Raw genomic sequence first — 21326 nt, forward strand, 5'->3', positions numbered from 1 at the left:
AAACCTTCGCCCCCAGGGCGTCGCCCGCCGGCCACAGGGCCAGGGTGGCCAATGCCAGACCGCATGTGAGCCCTTGCCAAACTTTCATGGTGCCTCCTTCCCTCTCTTACTGAAAATTGGAAAACCTTTATCGTTCCACCGCCCTGGCTTGCAGGCGGGACCGCGGCGATTCGCTGCTTGGGTGGCAGCGCAACGAGTCGCCTTAGCCGTACCTTATCAGGCCCTATTCTAGCTAAATATTAATTTAAATTTCCATATAAAGATTTTTTACAAAAACTGGGGGATGTGTGAAGAAAAATTCACAAAAGAGAAGCGGGGGGAGGTAAAAAGCCAGAAAAGGCGGGGCGTTCCAGTCAGTTCCCGAGACGACGGGCAAGGTAGCGCACGCAATCCAGGGCCTGATGGCCTCGGGGAGTGAGCTGGTAATTCTTGCCTTTTTGATCAACAAACCCGGCTTCGCGCAAAATCTTGAGATGAAAATTGACCTTGGTATGATCCGCGATCCCCATCTCCCGGCAGACATCCATGAATCGCTGGGAACCACGCTGCGCCAAATTGAGCAGGATCTCGCGGCGCATGGCGTTGGCCAGGCAGCCAAGGGCGGTATCGGCATCCACGGCGGCGCCGCTTTTCTCGAAGCGGGCCTCTTCCAGAAGCCGACGCGCCGCGGTGAGCAGTTCCTCGCCGCGAAAGGGCTTGATCAGGTAATCGGCGGCCCCCTGCCGCATGGCCATGACGGCGTTTTCCGTGGTGGAAAAGGCCGTGATCATGATGACCTTGGTGGCCGGCGCGAGGTCGCGCATGCGCGGCAGCGCTTCCATGCCGCTCATGCCCGGCATGACCAGGTCAAGCAGCACCAGGGCAAAGGATTGCTTCGCGAGCAATTCCAGTCCCGCCTCCGCCCTCTCGCAGGCAAAAATCTCATAACCTGCGTCTTGCAGGATCTCGACCATGCTCTCGCGCAGGTCGTGATCGTCGTCAATCACCAGAATGCGTTCCATGCCTATCTCCGGAAAGGGAGGGGAAATACAGTGTAGCACGGGTGCCGACGCCGGTATTGGCGAGTTCCATGCGGCCGCCATGCAGCTCCATGATGCTGTAACAGATGGACAGACCCAGGCCCGTTCCTTTCCCGACCTCCTTGGTCGTGAAAAAGGGCTCCGCCACGCGCCGCAGGTGTTCGGGAGCGATGCCGCTGCCCTCATCGACCATCTCTATCACCACTTCGTTGCCCTCCATGCGGCTGGAAATGACGATCAGGCCGTCGTCGGGCGAAGCATCCATGGCGTTGTCCATGAGGTTGAGCAAAACTTCCTCGACTTTCCAAGGGATGCCGCGCACCGGGGCCAACCTGCCCTTCTCGATGCGGAAGCGGTATTTCTCCCGCCTTGGCCCGGCCAGCGCGAGGGCGGACTCAATCAATTCATTGAGATCCAAGGACTCGAACAAATCTTCCTTTTCCCGCGAAAAACTCAGCAACTCCCGTGCGATGTGCGAAGCCCGCTCGACATTGCGCTCAATGAATTCAAATCGCTTGAGCACCTTGGGCGAGGCAGGCTCCTTGAGCACCTCGTTCTTGAGCATTTCCACGTTGAGGGTGACATTGGTCAGGGGATTATTGATTTCGTGAACGATGCCCGCCGCCAACTTGCCGATGGCCTGGAGCTTTTCCGCCTGCGCCAGGCGCGCCAGACGTTCCTCAACAACCCTCAGCTGCTCCAGGTTGAAGATCCGCAGCGCCACCATGAAGAAACCAAGGATGAAGATCACCGACAAACCGCGCAGGGCCTCGATGGGCACCGGCACCAGGGGCAGCACCGTGCCCGAGGGAATCAGGCCGGTCAGCACGGCATAGACGCACAAGCCAATGCCCGCGCCGCGAAATCCCCAGGCCGCGCCCGTACCAACCACATCGCTGGAGCGGGCAAACAGCAAAAAGGCCAGACCGGCCGAAGTTGCCCCGGGAAAGCCGAGCAGATAGCGGCCATGCATCTCGGCGAAACGAAAAAAAACCCGCAACGATTCGACGTCGCGCGTCCACAGGGACAAAGCCAGGCCGAGGAGCAGGAGCAAGGGAACAAACCGCGGAACCGGGCGCAGGGCAGGGCGCAGGGCAGCGATCAAACACAACCCGAAGGCCATGAGGGAGAGATAGCTGGAAACCTTCAGCGCCAATCGAAACCCAACAAGAAACACCAGGGTATTGCGCGAAAACTCATCGCCTTCCAGCCGGAGAAACATCTCCAGCCACTCGTTGCCGGCATGCAGGAAAGCGAAAAGGGCAAACATCCATAAAAAGGGCGCGATCTTGAGCCGGCTGGCGCGGGTCTTGACGGAAACGACGGCGACCCCCATGGTGTAGAAGGCCAGGCCATAAAAAAGATAGAGAAGGAAGAAATAAACGTTTTCGCCCATGCGCCCCGTTCCGAGTCAAAAAAGCATCATAAACGAAAACAAATCATGCGTCCATCTTGGCGCATATTAAAATAGGCCCCTCGATCATCGTCGAGAGGCCTTGGCGTTCAAGGAGGATATAAAGCTACCAGCATTTCTTCCCATGACGGCCGCCATGGCCGTCCTTGCGTTCCTGCATTTTCTTTTCCGCCAGGGCCTGCTGCTCGGGGGTCAGCAGGGCGTGGATCTGGTTCTTCATGCGTGCCCGTTCCACCATCAGCTCGGTCTTGACCGGCGCCTGGTCGGCGGCGATGTTGCGCACCGCGGTTTCGTCAAAGTTTTCCGCCTTGATCGTCTGACGCAGTTGCTCGCGGTTTTGCTCCATGCTCTGGCGCAGCGGCTCGGCCTTGGCGCGATGCTCCGCGATAATCGCGCGGATCTGCTCCTGCTGGGCGTCACTCAGGCCCAATTCCTTCGCCATGCGCTCCAGATGGCGCTCACCCGGCTCACCGCGATTTTCGCCGCGCTCTGATTTGGGTCGGTCCTTGGGCGAGGCGGCTTCGGCCTGAACACTCTGCAATACCTGACCGGCCGTAAGGGCGATGGTCAGCAAGGCAGCAATAAAAAGCGATTTTTTCATGATGGATCTCCTTGGTTAGGGGGCACGGGCCCCTGGTTGGCAATCCGCGTACTCACCACCTGCCCGGTTGCGCGTACACGGGATAATAGGGCGCGGCCACCACCTGATAGCCACGCGGCACGGAGCGGTAATACACATCGTCGTAACGCGAATGGAAAAGCCCACCGATACTGATGCTCACCGAACCCAGGGGCAGGTTGGCGACCACCACGCCCACCGGCGGGCGCACCAGCAGGTAGCCGCCGGACGCCCGGGTATAATACCGATGATCGTGGACGTAATAGGTCGTTTTATTGACCACCACCTTGCGATGGCCGCGCGGCAGTTCGCGGACCACCCTGACCTTCTCTTTTTCCTTGTGGCGCTGGTCGAAGCGATGATCCGACTTGCCGCGATGGCGCTCCTCGTAACGGCTTTCATGGCGACCGCGATCACCACCGCGGTCGGCCCAGGCCGGGCCGACGCCCACGAGCGTCACCGCCAGGGCGAGCATCGCGACCGGCAGCATCCCGGCGAATCCCTTGTTCATCTCGACGATCTTTTTCATGGCGTCCTCCTGCGTGACAGGTTGATATCCATCCCTATGGCTCAAGGAATAACCCATGACTGTGGCGCAAATAGGGAAGAATTGAGGAAATGCGCGAGAGGGTGGAAACTGCCTGTGTTTTCCCGGGCGGATTTATGGTAGGAAAAAACCAGATGGATTGCGCAACGACAAGGAATACGGATGAAGATCGGCATCAAATACCGGGTGTTTCTGGCCATGCTCGCCGCCACGGCGGCAGTGGTGCTGTGCATGTGGCTGATCATGCAGTGGAGCATCAACCGCGGCTTTCTGCGCTACGTCAACACCCTCGATCAAGAACGCCTGGCAACGCTGGCCGGTGCGCTCGAACAGGCCTACGCCGAACAGGGCGGGTGGGATTTTCTGGGCGACACCCCCCTGCATCAGGTGCGGCTGCTGGTGCGCGGCACAGCGGGCGCCAGCCCTCTTCCCGAACAACTCAAGCCGGACGATGCGCGCGCCGAACCGCGCCGCGACAAGGAGCATCCCGGTTCGGGGCGCAGCCCGCGCTTTCAGCCCTTCGAGCGGCGCATCCTGCTGCTCGACGCCGCGCGCCACCCCCTGCTCACCCCGCGCGAGATGCCCAGCGCCGAGATCCCCCTGCGCACCCTGCGCCACCAGGGAAACCCCATCGGCTACCTTGGCCTCGCGCCGCGCCAGAGCGCCTTCGACACCTATCAGCTGCAATTCGTTCGCCAGCAGAAACTCGCCCTGGCCCTGCTGGCCGGGGCGACCCTGCTGATCTCGGCCCTTATCGCCCTGCCCCTGGCCAAGCGGCTGGTAAGCCCCGTCAAGACCCTCGCCGCCGCCACCCATCGCTTGAGTTCCGGCGCCTACGACACCCGCGTGGCCGTCGCGGGCGATGACGAGCTCGGGCAACTGGCGCGTGACTTCAACAGCCTGGCCCTGGCCCTGGAGAAAAATGAGCAAGCCCGCCGCCAGTGGATCGCCGACATTTCCCACGAGCTGCGCACCCCCTTGGCGGTGCTGCGCGGAGAAATCGAGGCGCTGCAAGACGGCATTCGCCCCACCAGCGCCGAGGCCCTGCATTCCCTGCACGCCGAGGCCCTGCACCTCAACCGTCTGGTGGACGATCTCTATCAGCTCGCCCTCTCCGACCTCGGCGCATTGAGCTACCGCAAGACAGCCCTCGACCTCGGTGCCGCCCTGGAGGACGCCTTGGAACTTTTCCAACCCGCCTTTGCCGCCAAGGACATTCACCTCCAGGTCGATCTCGCCGCGTCGCCCGTGAGGATCTTCGCCGACGGCGAGCGCCTGCATCAGCTATTCTGCAATCTGCTCGACAACGCCCTCAAATACACCGACTCCGGCGGGCAGCTGGACCTTCAGCTGGAAACCGCGCCGGGCACCGCCCGTATTCATCTGCGCGACAGCGCCCCAGGAGTGCCCGAGGCCGACCTGGAGCGGCTCTTCGAGCGCCTCTACCGGGTGGAAGGCGCGCGCCGCCGCGCCACCGGCGGCGCGGGGCTGGGGCTGGCCATCTGCCGCAACATCGTCGAGGCCCACGAGGGCCGCATCACCGCGCAGCCTTCACCCCTGGGCGGGGTGTGGATTTGCGTCGAACTGCCCCTGACGGGAGAGCACTCATGAACGCCAGAATTCTCATTGTCGAGGACGAGCCCAAGCTCGCCGGGCTGCTGCATGACTACCTGCAGCAATCGGGCTTCACCCCCTGGGTCCTCGACAACGGCCTGGAGGTGGTGCCCTGGGTGCGCGCGCAGAGCCCGGATCTGATCCTCCTCGACCTCATGCTGCCGGGCAAGGACGGCCTGGACATCTGCAAGGAAATCCGCGCCTTTTCCACGGTGCCGATCCTCATGGTCACGGCCCGCGTCGAGGAAATCGACCGCCTGCTGGGCCTCGAACTCGGGGCCGACGACTACATCTGCAAGCCCTTCAGCCCGCGCGAGGTGGTGGCGCGGGTCAAGACCGTGCTGCGCCGCGCCGGCGCGCCCACCCTGCAAGCCTCGGGGCTGGTGCTTGACGAAAGCCGCTACAAGGCCACCCTGCACGGTCAGGATCTCGACCTGACGGCGGTGGAATTCAAGCTGCTGCAGTTTCTCGGCGCCCACCCCGGGCGCATCTACTCCCGCGCCCAGCTCATGGACCGCATCTACCCCGATCAGCGCACCGTCGGCGACCGCACCATCGACAGCCACGTCAAGAAATTGCGCAAGAAAATCGCCGTCGCCGCCCCCGGCGAGGAGCTCATTCACTCGGTGTATGGGGTGGGGTACAAGTTCGAGGAGTGAAAATTTGACAAAATGTCAATTTTGTACAAAACTTAAGGATCGTTGAGCGGAGATGGCCATGCGTGAGATCCCCCTGTCCGAGGCTCGGGCAAAAATTTCGGACCTGGCCGGCGCGGTCCGTTACAACCGCGAACGGATCGCCCTGACCAAGCATGGCAAGCCGGTGGCTTACCTGATCGGGGCGCAGGACATGCAGCGCCTCGAGGAAGCGGAGAACTCCGCGCCACCCACAGCCTATCCCACCCTGGCGCAACTGCGCGCCGACGACCTCGGGCAACGCACGGCCAAGGCACTTGCCGGCGCCAGGCGTGTGCTTGCCTACCTCGAATCCCTGGGCGCCGAGGCCGGAGTGGTCGGCTCCCTGGCGCGCCATCGCTTTCGCCGGCATTCCGACGTCGATTTCCTGATTCTGTCCATCCCCGACAACCGCCGCTACGCCGTGGAGGGCGAAATCGAAAAACTCCTGGGCAGGGAGATCCCCTTCCACGTCCTCTATCTGGATGAGATCGACGATCCGCAATGGCGCGCCAAACTTCTCGCCGAGGTCAAAGATGGATCCGCTCTGGATTGATATCGCGAACAAGGTTCGCAACCTGCGCCGCGAAATCGCCTACATCAAACAGGCCGTCGACGACCCGGCCCTGCGCCGCGCCGAAGACCACTTCGACCACCTCTCTATCCCCACGTTCTCCACCTAGACAAGGTCGTGGAGAACGCCAATCTCGCGAGGGAATGCACATCCCGCGTCGCCGCCGAGCTGATGGTTTTCGCCCGGCTCATGGAAGATGATCCGGGCCTGGAAATCGCCGGCCTTGCGTAGAAAAACGATGCGGTTCACCTCCGTTCACCGGCATCCTACGCAGGCTCCCGGCCCCCCGTAGGATGCCGGTGAGCGCAGCGAACCGCATCGACCGGATTGGCAAACATTCGGATCTATTGGCGAAGGTGAGGAATGATTGCGGCAAGGGCGGCTGTGGAACTCGCCGCCATCGGACAGGCGCGCGAAATGGAGGATGGACGATATGTGAGTTGAGGAGGGGGCAAGTTAAAGGCCTTGCGATTATACTTTTTAAAGGTATATTGTTATGACATGGAACGTTACCCTGAACGGCAAGGCCAACAAGCAGGCTGAAAAAATGCCCATGGCTGTTCGCTTCGCCCTGCAAACCCTGATGGATGAAATTGCGATCAAAGGCTCAGTGCGAGGGGATTGGCCGAATTACTCGAAACTGTCGGAAGGGCGGCACCACTGCCATCTGAAAAAAGGCAAGCCGACTTACGTTGCCGTTTGGACGGCGGAGAAAAAAACCGTCCGTGTGGAGATTATCTATGTTGGAACCCACGAAAAAGCGCCTTACTAAGACGCAACGTGTCCCGCTCTGCTTTCTGGTCGATCCGGCCAACGTCGAAAAAATCCGCAAGCTTGTGGCCAAAATCGATCCGGAGGCAGAAACCTCTTCGCCGGTGAACGCCGACACGTTTTTCGCCAGAAACTTCCCCGGCCAGGACCGCGCCGCCGTCCATCTCAAGGGTCTGCGCTACCGCGAGGATCTGACCCAGGCCCAGCTCGCCGCGCGCACCGGCATCCCGCAACGACACATCAGCGAAATGGAAAACGGCAAGCGCGGCATCGGCAGGAACAACGCCCGCAAACTGGCGGCAGCGCTGAACGCCGACTACCGGCTGTTTTTGTAATAAAACGATGCGGTTCACCTCCGTTCACCGGCATCCTACGCAGGCTCCCGGCCCCCCGTAGGATGCCGGTGAGCGCAGCGAACCGCATCGGTGACCGTCCGAGCAATGGTTCAGATGCAGCGCCGAATAAGCTCCAGCAACTCCGGCAAGGCGGCCGCCACGGGCGGCGACAGACCCATCCCCGGCGCGACGCCGGCGGGCTGCACGCCGCAGAGGATCACCTTGGGCAGGGGCCCGAGTTCGCGCGCCAGGGCCAGAATCTGGGGCAGGCCGCTGTGATGCAGGGACAGGGCGGCCTGCTCGGCGACCTCGGCCCGGCCGAGGTCGAAGCAGGCGATATGCCCCGGCGCCCGCCCCATCTCCACCGCATCGACGAAGATCACCCGCCGCGCCCCCTCCATGAGATGCAGCAGGGTCAGCCCGCCGGTGCCGCCGTCCATCACCGCGACACCATCCGGCAAATCCATCTCCGCCAGCCGCTCGACGGCGACAATGCCGAGGCCGTCGTCGCCCATGAGCGGGTTGCCGAGGCCAAGGATAATCGTTATTTGTCCTTTGTCCTTTGTCATTTGTAACACCCTCAATTCACTCTCTGTCGCAGATATAGACAGATTTTGACCTCAAACAAAGGACAAAGGACAAGGGACAAATGACAGCCTTTACAGATATTCCACCTTGACCAGATGGGTCGAGCAGCTGATGCAGGGGTCGTAGGCGCGGATGAGCATTTCCAGGCGGGCGGTGATCTCGGGCTGGGGCAGGTGCAGCAGCCCGGGCACCAGGGCTCGCAGGTCAGCCTCGATGTTGCCGAGGTTCTGGGCGGTGGGGATGATGCAGTTGGCCGAGGTGATACGGCCCTGCTCGTCGTAGGCATAGGCGTGAAACAGGGTGCCGCGCGGCGCTTCCACCGCCCCGGCGCCCGCGCCGCCGCCGGGCGGCACCCAGATGGATTCGGGGCGCAGGCCCTTGAGCAGCAGGCTGTCGATGAGATGGATGGCTTCCTCGAAGAAGTGCACCACCTCGGTGAGGCGCGCCAGGTTGCCCTGGTAGGGATTGCGGGTGGATGGGTCGAGGGACAGGGCGGCGGCGACCTTCCGGGCCATGGGCGAGAGCTGGGCGGCGGCGTTGCGGTAGCGGGCCAGGGGGCCGACCATCAGGGTGTCGCGCGAGGCGCGGGCGAATTTGGCGGTGGAGTGAGGCTGGAAATATTCGCGCACCACCTGGGCAAAATCATGCACCGGCGCATTGACGCCGTCGCTGGAGATGATGCGCTCGCCGACGCTGGGATAGCCGGCGTCGGCGGCGAGGCACAGGTATTCGGTGTCCCGCTCCAGTTCGGGAACGCGAAACGAGGCAAACAGGGCCACCGTCTCTTCCAGATCGCCAAGGGCCGTCACCAGGTGCCGGCGCAGCTCCTTGAGGGCGGCGGCCGCCGGCAGGACGGAAAAGCCGCCGACGCGCGGCGTCACCGGATGCACCGGCCGTCCGCCGATCACCTGCACCAGGTCGTTGCCCAGCTTTTTCAGGCGCAGGGCGCGCGCCACCAGTTCGCGCCGCGTCTTGGCCAAGGGCAGGATGCTCGGCACCCCGAGATAATCGGGCACCGCCATGAAATAGAGATGCAGCAGATGGCTTTGCAGATTCTCGCCATAGCTCAAGAGCCGCCGAAGCCCCAGGGTCTGCTCCGAAACGCGCACGCCCAGGGCGTTTTCGGTGGCGGCGAGGGACGCCAGGGTGTGGGACACCGAGCACACCCCGCAGATGCGCGCCGCGATGGGCGCCACATCCGAGTAATGCCGGCCCTTGAGCATCACCTCGAAAAAGCGCGGCGACTCGACAATCTCTAGACGGCACTCCTTGAGTTCGCCGTTGGCCGCGTCCACCACCAGGTTGGCGTGCCCTTCCATGCGGGCGAGATGTTTGATTTCGATGTTCATGAATTCGGCAAACCTTTTTTAACACCAAGTCACCAAGCACGCACCAAGGCACGGGGAATACCTCAATGGCTAGGCCTTTTCTTGGTGATCTTTGTGGGACTTGGCGTCTTGGTGGTAGATTCTCTTAGGATTTTTCCGGCGGCAGATTGAAGATGCGAAACTCCGCCAGGATGTCCTCCACCGTCAGGCCGTGTTGCTCAAGAATCTGGCGATAGGGCTGGGAGCGCGGGTTGTCCACCAGCCCGCGACAGCCGCGACAACGATCGCCGCCGGCGATGCACAGGGCGTTGCAGCCGGCGCGCGTCACCGGCCCCAGGCAGACGGTGCCCTGCTCGAAGGTGCAGGGATATTCGCCGAGCTTGCATTCCACGCACACCGCGTAGGCGGGCAGCTCCGGAGCGCGCCCCACCAGCAGGGCCTGCAGCAGGCCGAGAAACTCGCGGCCGTCAATGGGACAGCCGGGCACCCGCGCATCCACCGCGACAAAGCATTCCAGCGGACGCGGCAGGCGCTCCTCGATACCTTCCACCACGCGCCCGAAGGCGCTCTCGCCCAACTCCTCCGGCGCGCGAAAATGGCTCAGTGCGTTGACCCCGGCGTTGTCGGCGCAGGCGCCCAGGGCCACCAGGGTGCGGCTGCGCTCGCGGATGCGCCGCAGGCGCGCCGCCTCCTCGGGGCCGGCGATGCTGCCCTCGACGAAAGCGATATCCAGGGCCGCGGCCGGCGCCTGGAGGATTTCGCGAAACTCGACGATCTCGACCAATTCCAACAGTTCGAGGAATTCCTCCTCGAGATTGAGGATGGTGAGCTGACAGCCCTCGCAGCAGGTGAAATCGAAAAACCCGACGCGCGGCTTCATCGCTCGATGGCCTCCTTGAGGTGCTTGACCCGCGCGTAGGGGAAGATCGGCCCGCTCTCGCACACGCAAATGTCGTTGATGCGGCATTTGCCGCACTTGCCCAGGCCGCATTTCATGTGCCGCTCCAGGTTGAGAAACAGCCGGTCCTCGGCGATCCCCAGGCGAAACAGCAGGGGATTGAGGGAGCGGTACATGCGCGCCGGTCCCGACACCGCCGCGCTGGTGCGCTCGGCAACCACGTCGAGATCCTTGAACAGATGGGTGATGTCGCCACGCGTCACCGTCCAGGGGTTCTCGCCCTGGCCGGCGGCGAAACGGCAGTCGAGCTCGCCGCCGCGATGCCAGGCGAGCAGTTCGTCGCGAAACAGGTAGTGGCCGACGGAGCGCGCGCCGTAGAGCAGCAGCACCCGGCCGAAGCGCTCGCGCCGGGCAAGGATGCCGAGCAGCAGCGAGCGCAGGGTGATGAGCCCCATGCCGCCCGCCACCAGCAGCACATCGCGCCCGGCGAACTGCTCCAGGGGGAAGCCGTTGCCGAAGGGACCGCGCACCCCCACCGTATCGCCCGGCTTGAGCCGGTGCATGGCCTGGGTCAGGGTACCGGCGGCGCGCACCACCACGTCGACTTCCGCGCCCGCGACGGGCGCCGAGGCGATGGTGAAGGGCGCCTCGCCGAGGCCGAACACGCTGATTTCGAGAAATTCTCCGGGCTGGAATTCAATGGGCTGGGGCAGGCGCAGACGAAAGAGTTTTTCCGTCTCCGTAAGCTGCGCCACGTAGAGGATTTCCGCCAGTTGCGGCCGGTACTCCGCCCCCGGCGACAGGCTCGGCGCCGGCCGCGCCTGCTCGGCGAACAGACGGTTGAGCAGCGGCACCGGTTCGATGCGGCTCAGACATTCGCGGCTGCAACGCCCGCAGCCGACACAGGCGGTGCGCTGATATTTGTCCCAGAGATATTTGTACTTGCGAAAAAAGCGGTGGCGCTGGCGATCGCCCTGGTTGCCGCGAAACTCAGGCCCGTCGGCCACCTTGGTGAACTGGTCGAACTGGCAACTGTCCCAGGTGCGCACCCGCTCGCCGCCGGCGAGGTTGAGATCGAGGCGATCCTCGACGTTGAAGCAGTAACAGGTGGGACAGAGCATGGTGCAGGCGCCGCACCCCAGGCAGCGCGCGCCTACTTCCTCCCACACGGGATGCTCATAGACTTTCTCCAGCAGCGGCGCCAGGGATTCGAGGGGCAGGTCAAGCCGCGTCGGACACTGCTTGACCTGCAAAGGCAGGGGCGGCTCGCCGGGCCGTGCGCCCACCAGGGGCGCGTAATGGCAGAGCAGCGCCTCGCCGCGCCGGCTACCGGTCTGCACCAGGTAGGAGCCGCCGTCGAGACGGTGCAGGAACAGATCGAAACCTTCTGCCACGCGGTCCGTGCCCATGCTGGTGCAGAAACAATGACCATCGGGCACGCAGTCGACGCCGATGAGGATGGTCACCTCGCGCTTGGCGCGATAGGCGCTGTCGGCCTCGCCCTCGAACAGGCAATTGTCGAGCACCTGCACCGCGTGCAAATCGCAGGGGTGCATGCCGAAGATCACCCGCGGCGTCGCCGCCCGCTCGGGTTCGAGGAGCACGCCGCCGCCCAAGCGAAAGCGAAACAGTTTTTCCCAGTTGGGGAAGAGAAATTTTTTCGGTGAGTGGAGCTGGGGCGCAAATTCCAGGATCAGGGCCGCCGGATCCTCGAGGCGCGCCAGGGTCAGGCGCCGACCCTGCTCCTGCACCCCCACCACCTCGAAGGCGCTTTGCAGGGCGCGCACGAACTGCTCGATTTCAGCACGGCTCAGGCGCCGCCAGCGCGGCTCCTCCAGGGGCAGCCGCCCGGCGGGATCGGTGAGAATCCGGTTCATGCGTGATTAAAACCCCGAGGGATGAAGAAGGCGAGACGCGGGTGGAAAGCTCGGGAAAGTGTATGCGAGGCCCGTCGGCTGAGTCAAGGAGGGGGGGCTGGAGCGCGCCTCTTCAGCGCCGGCCTTTCTGCAGGTCGAGAAGGATCAGCTTGGCCACCGCCTTGAGGGTTTCGAACACCCCCTCGCCGGTCATGGCGCAGGCCTCGAATTCCGGCACGCCGTCGGGATTGAGCAGGCCGCGCAACTCTTCGATGGAACTCACGTTGGACAGGTCGCGCTTGTTGTACTGCATGACGAAGGGCAGCTTTTCGAGGTGAAATCCTTGCTCTTCGAGGTTGTAGCGCAGGTTTTCCAGGCTTTCGATGTTGGCGTCGAGACGCTCCTCCTGGGAATCGGCAACGAACACCACGCCATCCACGCCCTTGAGGATCAGCTTGCGCGAGGCGTCGTAAAAGACTTGACCGGGCACGGTGTAGAGATGAAAACGCACCTTGAAACCACGGATCTCGCCCAACGCCAGGGGCAGGAAATCAAAGAACAGGGTGCGCTCGGTCTCCGTGGCGAGGCTGATCATCTTGCCCTTGGCCTCGGGCGCGGTCTTTTGATAGATGTGCTGCAGATTGGTGGTCTTGCCGCACAGGCCGGGGCCGTAGTAGACGATCTTGCAGTTGATTTCGCGCGAGGCGTAGTTGATGAAGGACATGCGGCGCGCCCCCTAGCGAAACAGGTTGTCGATGTCGTCGTCGGTAATCTCGGCGAAGGGACCGCGCAGCCCGCCGCTTTTCTCGACCTCGGCGGTCTTGCGCGCGAGATCGGCGAAAATCTGGTCGAGTTCCTGGCTGGCGCGCTTGACCCGCAGGCGCACCAGGCCCAGGGAGCTGCGCTGGTCGAAGATCACCACCAGAATCACCCGGCCGCCGACGATGGAAATGTGCAGGTTGTCCTTCTCCCCCTCGTGAAACAGGATGGAGAATTCTTTTTCGCCGATGAGCTTGGCCAACCCCCCCGTGGCGGCGATATTTCCGGCGGTGAGGGAGGCGAGACTGGTGGTGTCGAGATGGCCCGTTTCGCCGACGGACGCAATGAGCTGCCCATTTTTGTCAACGAGAAAGATCACCTTGGAGTTGGACTCGCGCCGCAACTTCTCGATGACCGCGGTGATGCTCTTGAGCTCCTCGTCGTACATGACAAAGGGCGATTGGGGTCCGAACATGTTCGCCTGGCTCCTTGCTGGGGTTGGCGTGCCTGAATGTTATAGCACCTTGGCGCCCTAACATCAACAAACCCTAACGCCTCCCCTCCTAAGTGCAATTTGCGGGCCACGAAACAGCAAACCCCCGACAGGCAGCCGGGGGTTTGCTGTTTTTTCGGTCATTGCGTCAGGGGCGGATTACTTGGCGCCCCAGTCGGTCTGCATGTCGGCCAGCTTCTTGTACAGATCGAAACGGCTGGCGGTGATCTGGTTGGCGCGCGCCATCAGCTTGGCGGCCGCCTCCGGGTTGGCCTTCTGCAGCACGCGGTAGCGGTTCTCCTGGGAGGCATAATCCTCGAAGGAAATGCTCGCGTCCTTGCTGTCGAGCTGCAGCGGGTTCTTGCCTTCCGCGGCCAGGCGCGGGTCGAAGCGGAACAGCGGCCAGTGGCCGGAATTGACGGCCTTCTTGCAGTTCTCGATGCCGCTGTCCATGGCGATGCCGTGGGCGATGCAGTGGGAGTAGGCCAGGATGATGGACGGCCCGTCGTAGGCATCGGCTTCAAGGAAGGCCTTGACGCACTGCGCCGGATTGGCCAGGGACACCTTGGCGACATAGATGTTGCCGTAGGTCATGGAGATCAGGCCGAGATCCTTCTTGGGCATGCGCTTGCCGCCGGCGGCGAACTGCGCCACGGCGCCCAGGGGGGTCGCCTTAGAGGCCTGACCGCCGGTGTTGGAGTAGACTTCCGTGTCGAGCACCAGCACATTCACGTTCTCGCCCGAGGCCAGCACATGGTCGAGACCGCCGTAGCCGATGTCGTAGGCCCAGCCGTCGCCGCCGACGATCCACACCGACTTCTTCACCAGATAGTCGGCCACCGAGAGCAGGTTCTGGGAATCGGCGTCGGTGCACTTGGCGAGGATGTCCTTGAGCTTGGCGACCCGCTCGCGCTGCGCCTCGATGCCTTCCTGGGCGGACTGGTCGGCGTTCTTGATGGCGGCGAAGAGCGCGTCCTGGCCCTTGCACGCCTTGCAGTCACAGGCGGCGATGCGGTCGAGCAGTTCCAGGGCGTAAGTGTTGAACTTGTCCACCGCCAGGCGCATGCCGTAACCGAACTCGGCGTTGTCCTCGAACAGCGAGTTGGTCCAGGACGGCCCGCGCCCGTCGGCGCGCACGGTGTAGGGCGTGGTGGGCAGGTTGCCGCCGTAGATGGAGGAGCAGCCGGTGGCGTTGGAAATCATCATGCGGTCGCCGAACAGCTGGGTAGCCAGCTTGATGAAGGGCGTCTCGCCGCAGCCGGCGCAGGCGCCGGAGAACTCAAAGAGCGGCTTGAGCAGCTGGGTGCCCTTGAGGGTCGCGCGGTTGATGAGCGCGGGATCGGTTTCCGGCAGGCTCAGGAAAAAGTCCCAGTTGATCGCTTCCTGCTCGCGCAGGGGCGCCTGGAACTGCATGTTGATAGCCTTGTGCTGGGGATTCTCCTTGCTCTTGGCCGGGCAGTTGTAGACGCAGGCGCCGCAGCCGGTGCAGTCCTCGGGCGCCACCTGCAGGCTGAACTTCTTGCCTTCCAGGCCCTTGCCCTTGGCGTCGACGGCCTTGAACGCGGCGGGTGCGCCCTGCAGCTTGTCGCCGTCGTAGATCTTCATGCGGATGGTGGCATGGGGGCAAATGAAGGAGCAGATGCCGCACTGGATGCACAGTTCCTCGTCCCACACCGGGATGTTGATGGCGATGTTGCGCTTCTCCCACTTGGCGGTGTCGGTGGGGAAGGTGCCGTCGACGGGCATGGCGGAGATGGGCAACTGATCGCCCTTGCCGTCGATGATGGGACCAATGGTGTTGCGCACGAAATCGGGGGCGGCCGCGCCGAGACCGACCTTCATCTTGATGGTGCTGGTCACCTGGGCGGGAACCTTGACTTCCTCGATGTTGTCGGCGCCGGCATCCACCGCCGCGTAGTTCATGTTGATGACCTTCTCGCCGGCCTTGCCGTAGCTCTTGACGATGGCGTCCTTGATCTCGGTCACCGCCTGGTCGAAGGGGATGATGTTCGAGATCTTGAAGAAGGCGGTCTGCATGATGACGTTGATGCGCGGGCCCAGGCCGATCTTCTCGCCCAGGTGCACGGCGTCGATGACGTAGAGCTTGAGCTGCTTGTCGATGATGCTCTGCTGCACCGCCTGGGGCAGGTGCTGCCAGACCTCGTCCTTGCCGTAGGGCGAGTTGATGAGGAAGGTCGCGCCCTTCTTGGCGGCCTTGAGCATGTCGTACTTCTCAAGGAAGGCAAAGTTGTGGCAAGCCACGAAATCGGCGGTCTGCACCAGGTAGGGCGCGCGGATTTCCTTCTTGCCGAAGCGCAGGTGCGAGGTGGTCATGCTGCCGGCCTTCTTGGAATCGTAGACGAAGTAGGCCTGCACGTTGTTGTCCGTGGTCTCGCCGATGATCTTGATGGAGTTCTTATTGGCGCCCACCGTGCCGTCGGAGCCCAGGCCGTAGAACTGCGCCTGATAGATACCCTCGTGGGACACCTTGAAATCAGGGTCGAAATCAAGGCTGGCGTTGGTCACGTCGTCCTTGATGCCGACGATGAAATGGTTCTTGGGCTTGGCGGCGGCCAGGTTGTCGAAAATGGCCTTGGCCATGCCCGGCGAGAATTCGTAGGAACCCAGGCCGTAGCGGCCGCCGACGATGACGGGATAGCCCTTGAGCTGGATTTTCTGATCGGCCATGGCCTCGCCGATGGCGGTGCGCACCAGCTGATAGAGGGGCTCGCCCAGGGAGCCCGGCTCCTTGGTGCGGTCCATGACGGCGATGGACTTGACGGTCTTGGGCAGCGCGGCCACCAGGCCATCCACCGGGAAGGGGTTGAACATGCGCACCTTGATCACGCCGACCTTCTCGCCCTTGGCGGCCAGGTACTCGACCAACTCCTGCACGGTGTCGGCGCCCGAGCCCATGATCACCACCACGCGCTCGGCGTCGGGGGCGCCCACGTAGTCGACCAGCTTGTACTGGCGACCGGTGATGCCGGCGAACTTGTCCATCTGCTTCTGCAGAATGCCGGGGAAGGCATCATAGTACTTGTTGACCGTCTCGCGGCCCTGGAAGTAGACGTCGGGGTTCTGCGCGGTGCCGCGCAGAACCGGGTGATCGGGCGAGAGGGCGCGGGCGCGATGGGCGCGCACCAGCTCGTCGCTGACCATCTGGCGCATGTCGTCGAAGGAAAGCTCGTGCACCTTCTGCACTTCATGAGAGGTGCGGAAGCCGTCGAAGTAGTGGAGGACGGGCACGCGGGATTCGAGAGTGGCGGCCTGGGCGATGCAGGCGAAATCCATGACCTCCTGCACGTTGTTGGAGCAGAGCATGCCCCAGCCCGTCTGGCGGCAGGCCATGACGTCCGAGTGGTCGCCGAAGATCGACAGGGCCTGGGCGGCGATGGCGCGCGCCGAGACGTGGAACACCGTCGGGGTCAGCTCGCCGGCGATCTTGTACATGTTGGGGATCATCAACAGCAGGCCCTGGGACGCGGTGAAGGTGGTGGTCAGGGCGCCACCCTGCAGGGCTCCGTGCACGGCGCCGGCGGCGCCGCCCTCGGATTGCAGCTCGACAACCTTGGGCACCGTGCCCCAGATGTTCCTTTCACCGATCGCGCTCTTGGCGTCGCAGATTTCGCCCATCACCGACGAAGGGGTAATGGGGTAGATCGCGCACACCTCGTTGGTGGCGTGCGCCACATGCGCCGCCGCGGTGTTGCCGTCAATGGTCACCATCTTACGGTTTTGCGACATCGAAGCTCCTCCTTTAGAGTTGGATCACTTGCTGAATGGGTCGCGCCGCGAGTCCCCGCGGCCGGAACAAAAAAACACCACCTGGAGCACTGAGAAAAAAGAACCGGGGAACCGCCCCGGCCAAAAGCCTTAATTATACGCGAGAGTCACGACAAAACAACCGCGACCCGCCCACTTTAGAGTTCGCGCCGGCCGGCCACGGCGCGATTGACCGTGGCCTCGTCGACGTATTCGAGATCGCTGCCCAGGGGAATGCCGTAGGCCAGCCGCGTCACCCGAATACCGCGCGTCTTGATCTGTTCCGCCAGATAGAGGGCCGTGGCCTCACCCTCCACGGAAAAATTGGTGGCGACCACAACTTCCTCGACCCCGTCGAGCCGCTCCAGCAATTCCGCGCAGCGCAGATCCTCCGGACCGATGCCGTCGAGGGGCGAAAGGGCACCGTGCAGGACGTGATAGCGGCCGCGAAAGGAGCGGCTGCGTTCGATGGCGATGAGATCCTGCGGCTGCTCCACCACGCACAGCAAGCGCTCGTCGCGGCCCGGGTCGGTGCACAGGGCGCAGGGATCGGTTTCGGTCAGGCCAAAGCACCGGGAACAAAAGCCTATGCTGGCCCGCACCTCGCGCAGGGCACTGGCCAGAGCCTCGACGTCCCCCGTCGGCCGCCGCAGCAAATGAAACACCAGGCGCGCGGCGGTTTTCTTTCCAATTCCGGGCAGTTTCGACAGTTCCGCGACCAGCCGGGCAAAAGACGGAATGGAGTCTAACATGCGTGTACAAAAAATCCAAACATTTTAAAATGCCGTTTTATTTCTTTTAAGAGGGACGAAAAAATTTTTCTCCCGCTAAAACACACTGGTCAGACCAAGCAAAAGTAATACCGAAATCACGGATGCCGTAAACAGGATGTCCGCGCCGCGAGCGGGCCGGACCAAACCGGCCGACCCCGGCCACAATGGCCGATTTCCGTCGCGGACGGCAAGGATTAAAACATGCCGGGGATGTTGAGGCCGCCGGTGATCTTGCCCATTTCTTCCTGCACCATGTCCTGGCTCTTTTTAATGGCCTCGTTAACCGCCGCCAGCACCAGATCCTGAAGCATGTCGATGTCGTCGGGATCGACCACGTCCTTTTCGATCTTCAGCGATACCAGCTGCTGCTTGCCGTTGGCCACCGCCGTCACCATGCCGCCGCCGGCGCTCGCCTCGACGGTGCGCTGCGCCAGTTCTTCCTGCATGCGCGCCATTTTCTGCTGCATCAGCTGCGCCTGCTTCATGATGTTGCCCAAACCTTTTGACATTCGCGTTCTCCTTCGGAAAAGTTCCGGCATGCCGCCGGTGATCGGTTATCGATTGTCTTCTTGCTCGCCTTCGCCGCCACCTTCGAGGGGCGTGACCTGCTTGACCTCGCCGCCGAACATCTCCAGCACCGCCTTGACCTTGGGATGCTCCAGGGCCTGACGACGCACCTGCTGCTGGCGATCCTGCTCCTGCACGCGGCGCTCCTCGATCAGCGGCGGCGGCGCCTGCTGCTCGCGGCCGTCAAGCACGCTCACGCGCAGTTGCACCTTCTCGCCGAAGTATTCGCCGGCCAGCGCCTCGACCTGGGCGAGCTTTTCGGGATCCTTGAGCTGCTCGTAGTAAAAAGAGCCGGCGGGAAAGGCGATCTCCAGGCGCGGCAGCTGCGGCGGCAGCAGGCTGCCATGCTCGAGAATGCTGGCCAGCAGGGGTTTCTTGCGGCGGATTTTGTCCACCAGGCCCGGCCAGCCCAGATCGGCGGGACGCGCCTTGGGCGGCGCGGGCTCCGGGGCGGCGGGCGGCTCGACCGGCGGCACCTCGCGAGGCGCGGCGGGAATGGGGGGCACGGGGCGCGAAACCGGCGCGGGCGGTGCCGACGCGTGCAGCACCGGGGCGGCCTGGCCCTCCCCCAGATGGCGCTCCAGGTCGTCGAGCTTGCGGATCAGGGTGGCGATATCCCGCGTCGGCGGCAGCTGGGCGAGGCGGATCAGGGCCATCTCCAGGCTCAGGCGGGGAAAGGTCGAGGCCGGCAGTTCGGCCTCGGTCCTGAGCAGCACCGTGAGGACGCGCTGCAGATCCTCCAGGGCGGCATCGGCCATCAGCCCCCGCAGTTCGCTCAATTCCTCGCCGGTGGCATCGACCAGGCCGGCGGGATCCTCGACCACCTTGAGAATGCTCAGGACCCGGAACAGCTCGACCAACTCCCGACAGAACTGGCGAAAGGAGTGACCCAGATGGTCGACGCGCCGCACCACCTCCAGGGCGCGGCGACCGTCGCGCAGCAAAATCGCCTCGGCGGCGTCGAGCAGCAGGCGCCGATCGACCTGGCCGAACAGGGCCTGCACCTCCTCGTCGCGCACCTCGCTGCCGCAAAAGGCAATCACCTGATCCAGCGCCGAGAGGGCATCGCGCATGCTGCCCTCGCCGCGCCGCGCCACCAGGGCCAGGGAGCGGTCGGAGATGGCGATGCCCTCGGCGGTGACGATCTCGCGCAGCCGCTCCACGACCTGCGCCAGGGCGATTTTGCGGAAATCGAAGCGCTGACAGCGCGACAGAATGGTGGCGGGAATCTTGTGCGGCTCGGTGGTGGCGAAGATGAACTTGGCGTGGGGCGGCGGCTCTTCCAGCGTCTTCAGCAGGGCGTTGAAGGCGTTGATGGAGAGCATGTGCACTTCGTCGATGATGAAGATCTTGTAGCGCGCCCGCGACGGCAGGTAACGGATGCTCTCGCGCAGCTCGCGCACATCGTCGACGCCGGTGTTGGATGCGCCGTCGATCTCCAGCACGTCGACACTGGTGCCGTTGGTGATTTCGGTGCAGATGGGACAGGCGTTGCAGGGATTTTCCGCCGGACCGGCCTCGCAATTGAGGGCCTTGGCGAAGATGCGCGCCGCCGAGGTCTTGCCCACGCCGCGTGCGCCGGTGAAGAGAAAGGCGTGGTGCACGCGCTCGGCGGCAATGGCGTTACCAAGAGTGCGGCTGACGTGCTCCTGGCCCACCAGGTCGGCGAAACTTTGCGGACGATACTTGCGGGCCAGTACCAGGTAGGACATGCGAGATTGCGGCTCCCTGGGAAAAGCGCCGGAGGCACCCGGCGCCTAAAAGAATTGCCGGCACAAGTGACAGCCAGGCGCCCCCGCGGCACACGAAGCGAATCGTTGCCGCTGCTCCCTTCCGGGCCTGACGGGGTTGGCGACCGTCCGTTGCGCGGGACCCGGCTGTCACTTCTATCGGCAATCCGGCCGGACCGGCCGTGAAGGAAATGAATCTGGCGGAGAGGGGGGGATTCGAACCCCCGGTACCTTGCGGTACACACGATTTCCAGTCGTGCACCTTCGGCCTCTCGGTCACCTCTCCGCAGGGGGGACAAGATACATGATGGGAGGGCGGAAATCAAGGGAAAGGTTTAGCAAGTTTCCTTGTAGCGGCCGTTCATGCGGTAGACGAAGGCGAGGATCTCGGCCACCGCCAGATAGAGCTCCTCGGGGATTTCCTCGCCCACCGGCACCTGGGCGAGAATCTCGATGAGATCGGGATCCTCGACGATGCGCACCCCCGCCTCGCGCGCCTTGTCGAGGATGCGCGCCGCCACCTCGCCCCGGCCGCTCGCCACCACCAGGGGCGCCTTGCCGCCGCCGGGCTCGTAGCGCAGGGCGGCGGCTTTCTTGAATTTCTCGCTGGGATTGAGGGCCATGGCTAGGTTCTCCGAAGGTCGGCGGCGCGCCCATCAGACCCGGGCGCTGAGGATACTGGTCATGGGCGGAATGAGGCGGCGGATGAGGGCCTGGGCCGGTTCTTCCGCGCCCGCCGCGAAGGTCGCGCCGCGCAGGCGCTCCTCGCCCAGCGCCTGCGCCAGTTCGTCGCGCCCGCCGGCCAGAAACCCGGCAACCTGGCGATCGCGGCAGAAAAACCGCAGATACAATCCGCCATCCTGATGGAGACAGTCGATCTGCAAGGGCCCCAAGCCCTGGAGTTCGAGAAACAGGGTCAGGGAATGGGAGGTCGCCGCGCCGGCCTCGCCCTGGTCCGGCTCGCCGCCCTGACGCCGCGCCACCAGGAAGCCCTGTTCGAGA

The 21326-nt window shown here is 63.5% G+C and carries 23 protein-coding genes, 1 tRNA gene and 1 other RNA gene; 6 read left to right on the forward strand and 19 right to left on the reverse strand.

Annotated features, from left to right (window positions below; translation table 11 throughout):
* Positions 1-353: 353 nt before the first annotated feature.
* The 4 genes from QAT43_RS06880 to QAT43_RS06895 all read right to left on the reverse strand — a co-directional run bounded on the left by QAT43_RS06880 (position 354) and on the right by QAT43_RS06895 (position 3581).
* Positions 354-1001, reverse strand: coding sequence for a response regulator (locus QAT43_RS06880; protein WP_305042313.1), 648 nt, complete (start codon positions 999-1001; stop codon positions 354-356).
* Positions 979-2415 carry a sensor histidine kinase gene (locus tag QAT43_RS06885; protein WP_305042314.1) on the reverse strand — a complete coding sequence of 479 codons (1437 nt, stop codon included), beginning with the start codon at positions 2413-2415 and terminating at the stop codon, positions 979-981. Before QAT43_RS06885 ends, QAT43_RS06880 begins: the two co-directional genes overlap by 23 nt.
* Before the next feature lie 124 nt (positions 2416-2539).
* The gene (locus tag QAT43_RS06890; RefSeq protein WP_305042315.1) at positions 2540-3034 is read right to left on the reverse strand and encodes a Spy/CpxP family protein refolding chaperone; all 495 of its coding nucleotides are present in this window, start codon (positions 3032-3034) and stop codon (positions 2540-2542) included.
* 52 nt (positions 3035-3086) lie between these two features.
* Positions 3087-3581 (reverse strand): DUF6515 family protein, encoded by a 495-nt coding sequence (locus tag QAT43_RS06895; protein ID WP_305042316.1) that lies wholly within the window; start codon positions 3579-3581, stop codon positions 3087-3089.
* 180 nt (positions 3582-3761) lie between these two features.
* On the opposite strand from QAT43_RS06895, the gene QAT43_RS06900 reads away from it, so the two are divergent.
* The 4 genes from QAT43_RS06900 to QAT43_RS06915 are packed head-to-tail and all read left to right on the forward strand — an operon-like array spanning position 3762 to position 6570.
* Entirely contained in the window at positions 3762-5210 is a 1449-nt protein-coding gene (locus QAT43_RS06900) for an ATP-binding protein (RefSeq protein ID WP_305042317.1), read from the forward strand.
* Entirely contained in the window at positions 5207-5872 is a 666-nt protein-coding gene (locus tag QAT43_RS06905) for a response regulator (RefSeq protein WP_305042318.1), read from the forward strand. The genes QAT43_RS06900 and QAT43_RS06905 overlap by 4 nt, the downstream gene beginning before the upstream one ends.
* A 58-nt stretch (positions 5873-5930) precedes the next feature.
* The gene (locus QAT43_RS06910) at positions 5931-6443 is read left to right on the forward strand and encodes a type II toxin-antitoxin system prevent-host-death family antitoxin (protein ID WP_305042319.1); all 513 of its coding nucleotides are present in this window, start codon (positions 5931-5933) and stop codon (positions 6441-6443) included.
* Positions 6424-6570 (forward strand): hypothetical protein, encoded by a 147-nt coding sequence (locus QAT43_RS06915; protein WP_305042320.1) that lies wholly within the window; start codon positions 6424-6426, stop codon positions 6568-6570. Before QAT43_RS06910 ends, QAT43_RS06915 begins: the two co-directional genes overlap by 20 nt.
* On the opposite strand, the gene QAT43_RS06920 is transcribed toward QAT43_RS06915, so the two are convergent.
* Positions 6567-6710 (reverse strand): hypothetical protein, encoded by a 144-nt coding sequence (locus tag QAT43_RS06920; protein WP_305042321.1) that lies wholly within the window; start codon positions 6708-6710, stop codon positions 6567-6569. The two genes, QAT43_RS06915 and QAT43_RS06920, sit on opposite strands and share 4 nt — an antisense overlap.
* 247 nt (positions 6711-6957) lie before the next feature.
* Between QAT43_RS06920 and QAT43_RS06925 the strand changes: the two genes are divergently transcribed.
* Positions 6958-7233: a cytotoxic translational repressor of toxin-antitoxin stability system gene (locus QAT43_RS06925; protein ID WP_305042322.1), complete on the forward strand. Its 276-nt coding sequence runs from the start codon at positions 6958-6960 to the stop codon at positions 7231-7233.
* Positions 7202-7567: a helix-turn-helix domain-containing protein gene (locus QAT43_RS06930; RefSeq protein ID WP_305042323.1), complete on the forward strand. Its 366-nt coding sequence runs from the start codon at positions 7202-7204 to the stop codon at positions 7565-7567. The genes QAT43_RS06925 and QAT43_RS06930 overlap by 32 nt, the downstream gene beginning before the upstream one ends.
* A gap of 110 nt (positions 7568-7677) precedes the next feature.
* Here the strand turns inward: QAT43_RS06930 and QAT43_RS06935 are convergent, their stop codons facing one another.
* The 14 genes from QAT43_RS06935 to QAT43_RS07000 form a co-directional block, all read right to left on the reverse strand.
* On the reverse strand, positions 7678-8136 hold the full coding sequence (locus QAT43_RS06935) for a hydrogenase maturation protease (protein ID WP_305042324.1): 459 nt from the start codon (positions 8134-8136) through the stop codon (positions 7678-7680).
* Between the two features lie 90 nt (positions 8137-8226).
* Entirely contained in the window at positions 8227-9504 is a 1278-nt protein-coding gene (locus QAT43_RS06940; RefSeq protein ID WP_305042325.1) for a Ni/Fe hydrogenase subunit alpha, read from the reverse strand.
* A 124-nt stretch (positions 9505-9628) separates the two neighbouring features.
* A complete protein-coding gene (locus tag QAT43_RS06945; RefSeq protein WP_305042326.1) occupies positions 9629-10363 on the reverse strand; it encodes a hypothetical protein in 735 nt (244 codons plus the stop codon).
* The gene (locus tag QAT43_RS06950; protein ID WP_305042327.1) at positions 10360-12258 is read right to left on the reverse strand and encodes a 4Fe-4S dicluster domain-containing protein; all 1899 of its coding nucleotides are present in this window, start codon (positions 12256-12258) and stop codon (positions 10360-10362) included. Before QAT43_RS06950 ends, QAT43_RS06945 begins: the two co-directional genes overlap by 4 nt.
* 112 nt (positions 12259-12370) lie before the next feature.
* Complete coding sequence (locus QAT43_RS06955) at positions 12371-12961, reverse strand: GTP-binding protein (RefSeq protein ID WP_305042328.1); 591 nt, start codon at positions 12959-12961, stop codon at positions 12371-12373.
* 12 nt (positions 12962-12973) lie between these two features.
* Positions 12974-13471, reverse strand: a complete 498-nt coding sequence (locus tag QAT43_RS06960) for a roadblock/LC7 domain-containing protein (RefSeq protein ID WP_305042329.1) — start codon at positions 13469-13471, stop codon at positions 12974-12976.
* 177 nt (positions 13472-13648) lie between these two features.
* Positions 13649-17236: a pyruvate:ferredoxin (flavodoxin) oxidoreductase gene (gene nifJ, locus QAT43_RS06965; RefSeq protein WP_305042330.1), complete on the reverse strand. Its 3588-nt coding sequence runs from the start codon at positions 17234-17236 to the stop codon at positions 13649-13651.
* Between the two features lie 176 nt (positions 17237-17412).
* Positions 17413-18006 (reverse strand): recombination mediator RecR, encoded by a 594-nt coding sequence (gene recR, locus QAT43_RS06970; protein ID WP_305042331.1) that lies wholly within the window; start codon positions 18004-18006, stop codon positions 17413-17415.
* 215 nt (positions 18007-18221) lie between these two features.
* On the reverse strand, positions 18222-18536 hold the full coding sequence (locus tag QAT43_RS06975) for a YbaB/EbfC family nucleoid-associated protein (protein WP_305042332.1): 315 nt from the start codon (positions 18534-18536) through the stop codon (positions 18222-18224).
* A 45-nt stretch (positions 18537-18581) separates the two neighbouring features.
* Positions 18582-20306 carry a DNA polymerase III subunit gamma/tau gene (gene dnaX / locus QAT43_RS06980; RefSeq protein ID WP_305042333.1) on the reverse strand — a complete coding sequence of 575 codons (1725 nt, stop codon included), beginning with the start codon at positions 20304-20306 and terminating at the stop codon, positions 18582-18584.
* A gap of 68 nt (positions 20307-20374) precedes the next feature.
* Positions 20375-20473: signal recognition particle sRNA small type (gene ffs, locus QAT43_RS06985), an RNA gene on the reverse strand.
* A gap of 49 nt (positions 20474-20522) precedes the next feature.
* Positions 20523-20610: transfer RNA gene (locus QAT43_RS06990), tRNA-Ser, on the reverse strand.
* A 49-nt stretch (positions 20611-20659) separates the two neighbouring features.
* On the reverse strand, positions 20660-20947 hold the full coding sequence (locus tag QAT43_RS06995) for an EscU/YscU/HrcU family type III secretion system export apparatus switch protein (RefSeq protein ID WP_305042334.1): 288 nt from the start codon (positions 20945-20947) through the stop codon (positions 20660-20662).
* Between the two features lie 33 nt (positions 20948-20980).
* Positions 20981-21326 (reverse strand): hypothetical protein (locus QAT43_RS07000; RefSeq protein ID WP_305042335.1); only part of this gene is annotated, 346 nt, incomplete at its 5' end.

This window comes from Geoalkalibacter sp. (assembly GCF_030604225.1).
GTDB lineage: Bacteria > Desulfobacterota > Desulfuromonadia > Desulfuromonadales > Geoalkalibacteraceae > Geoalkalibacter.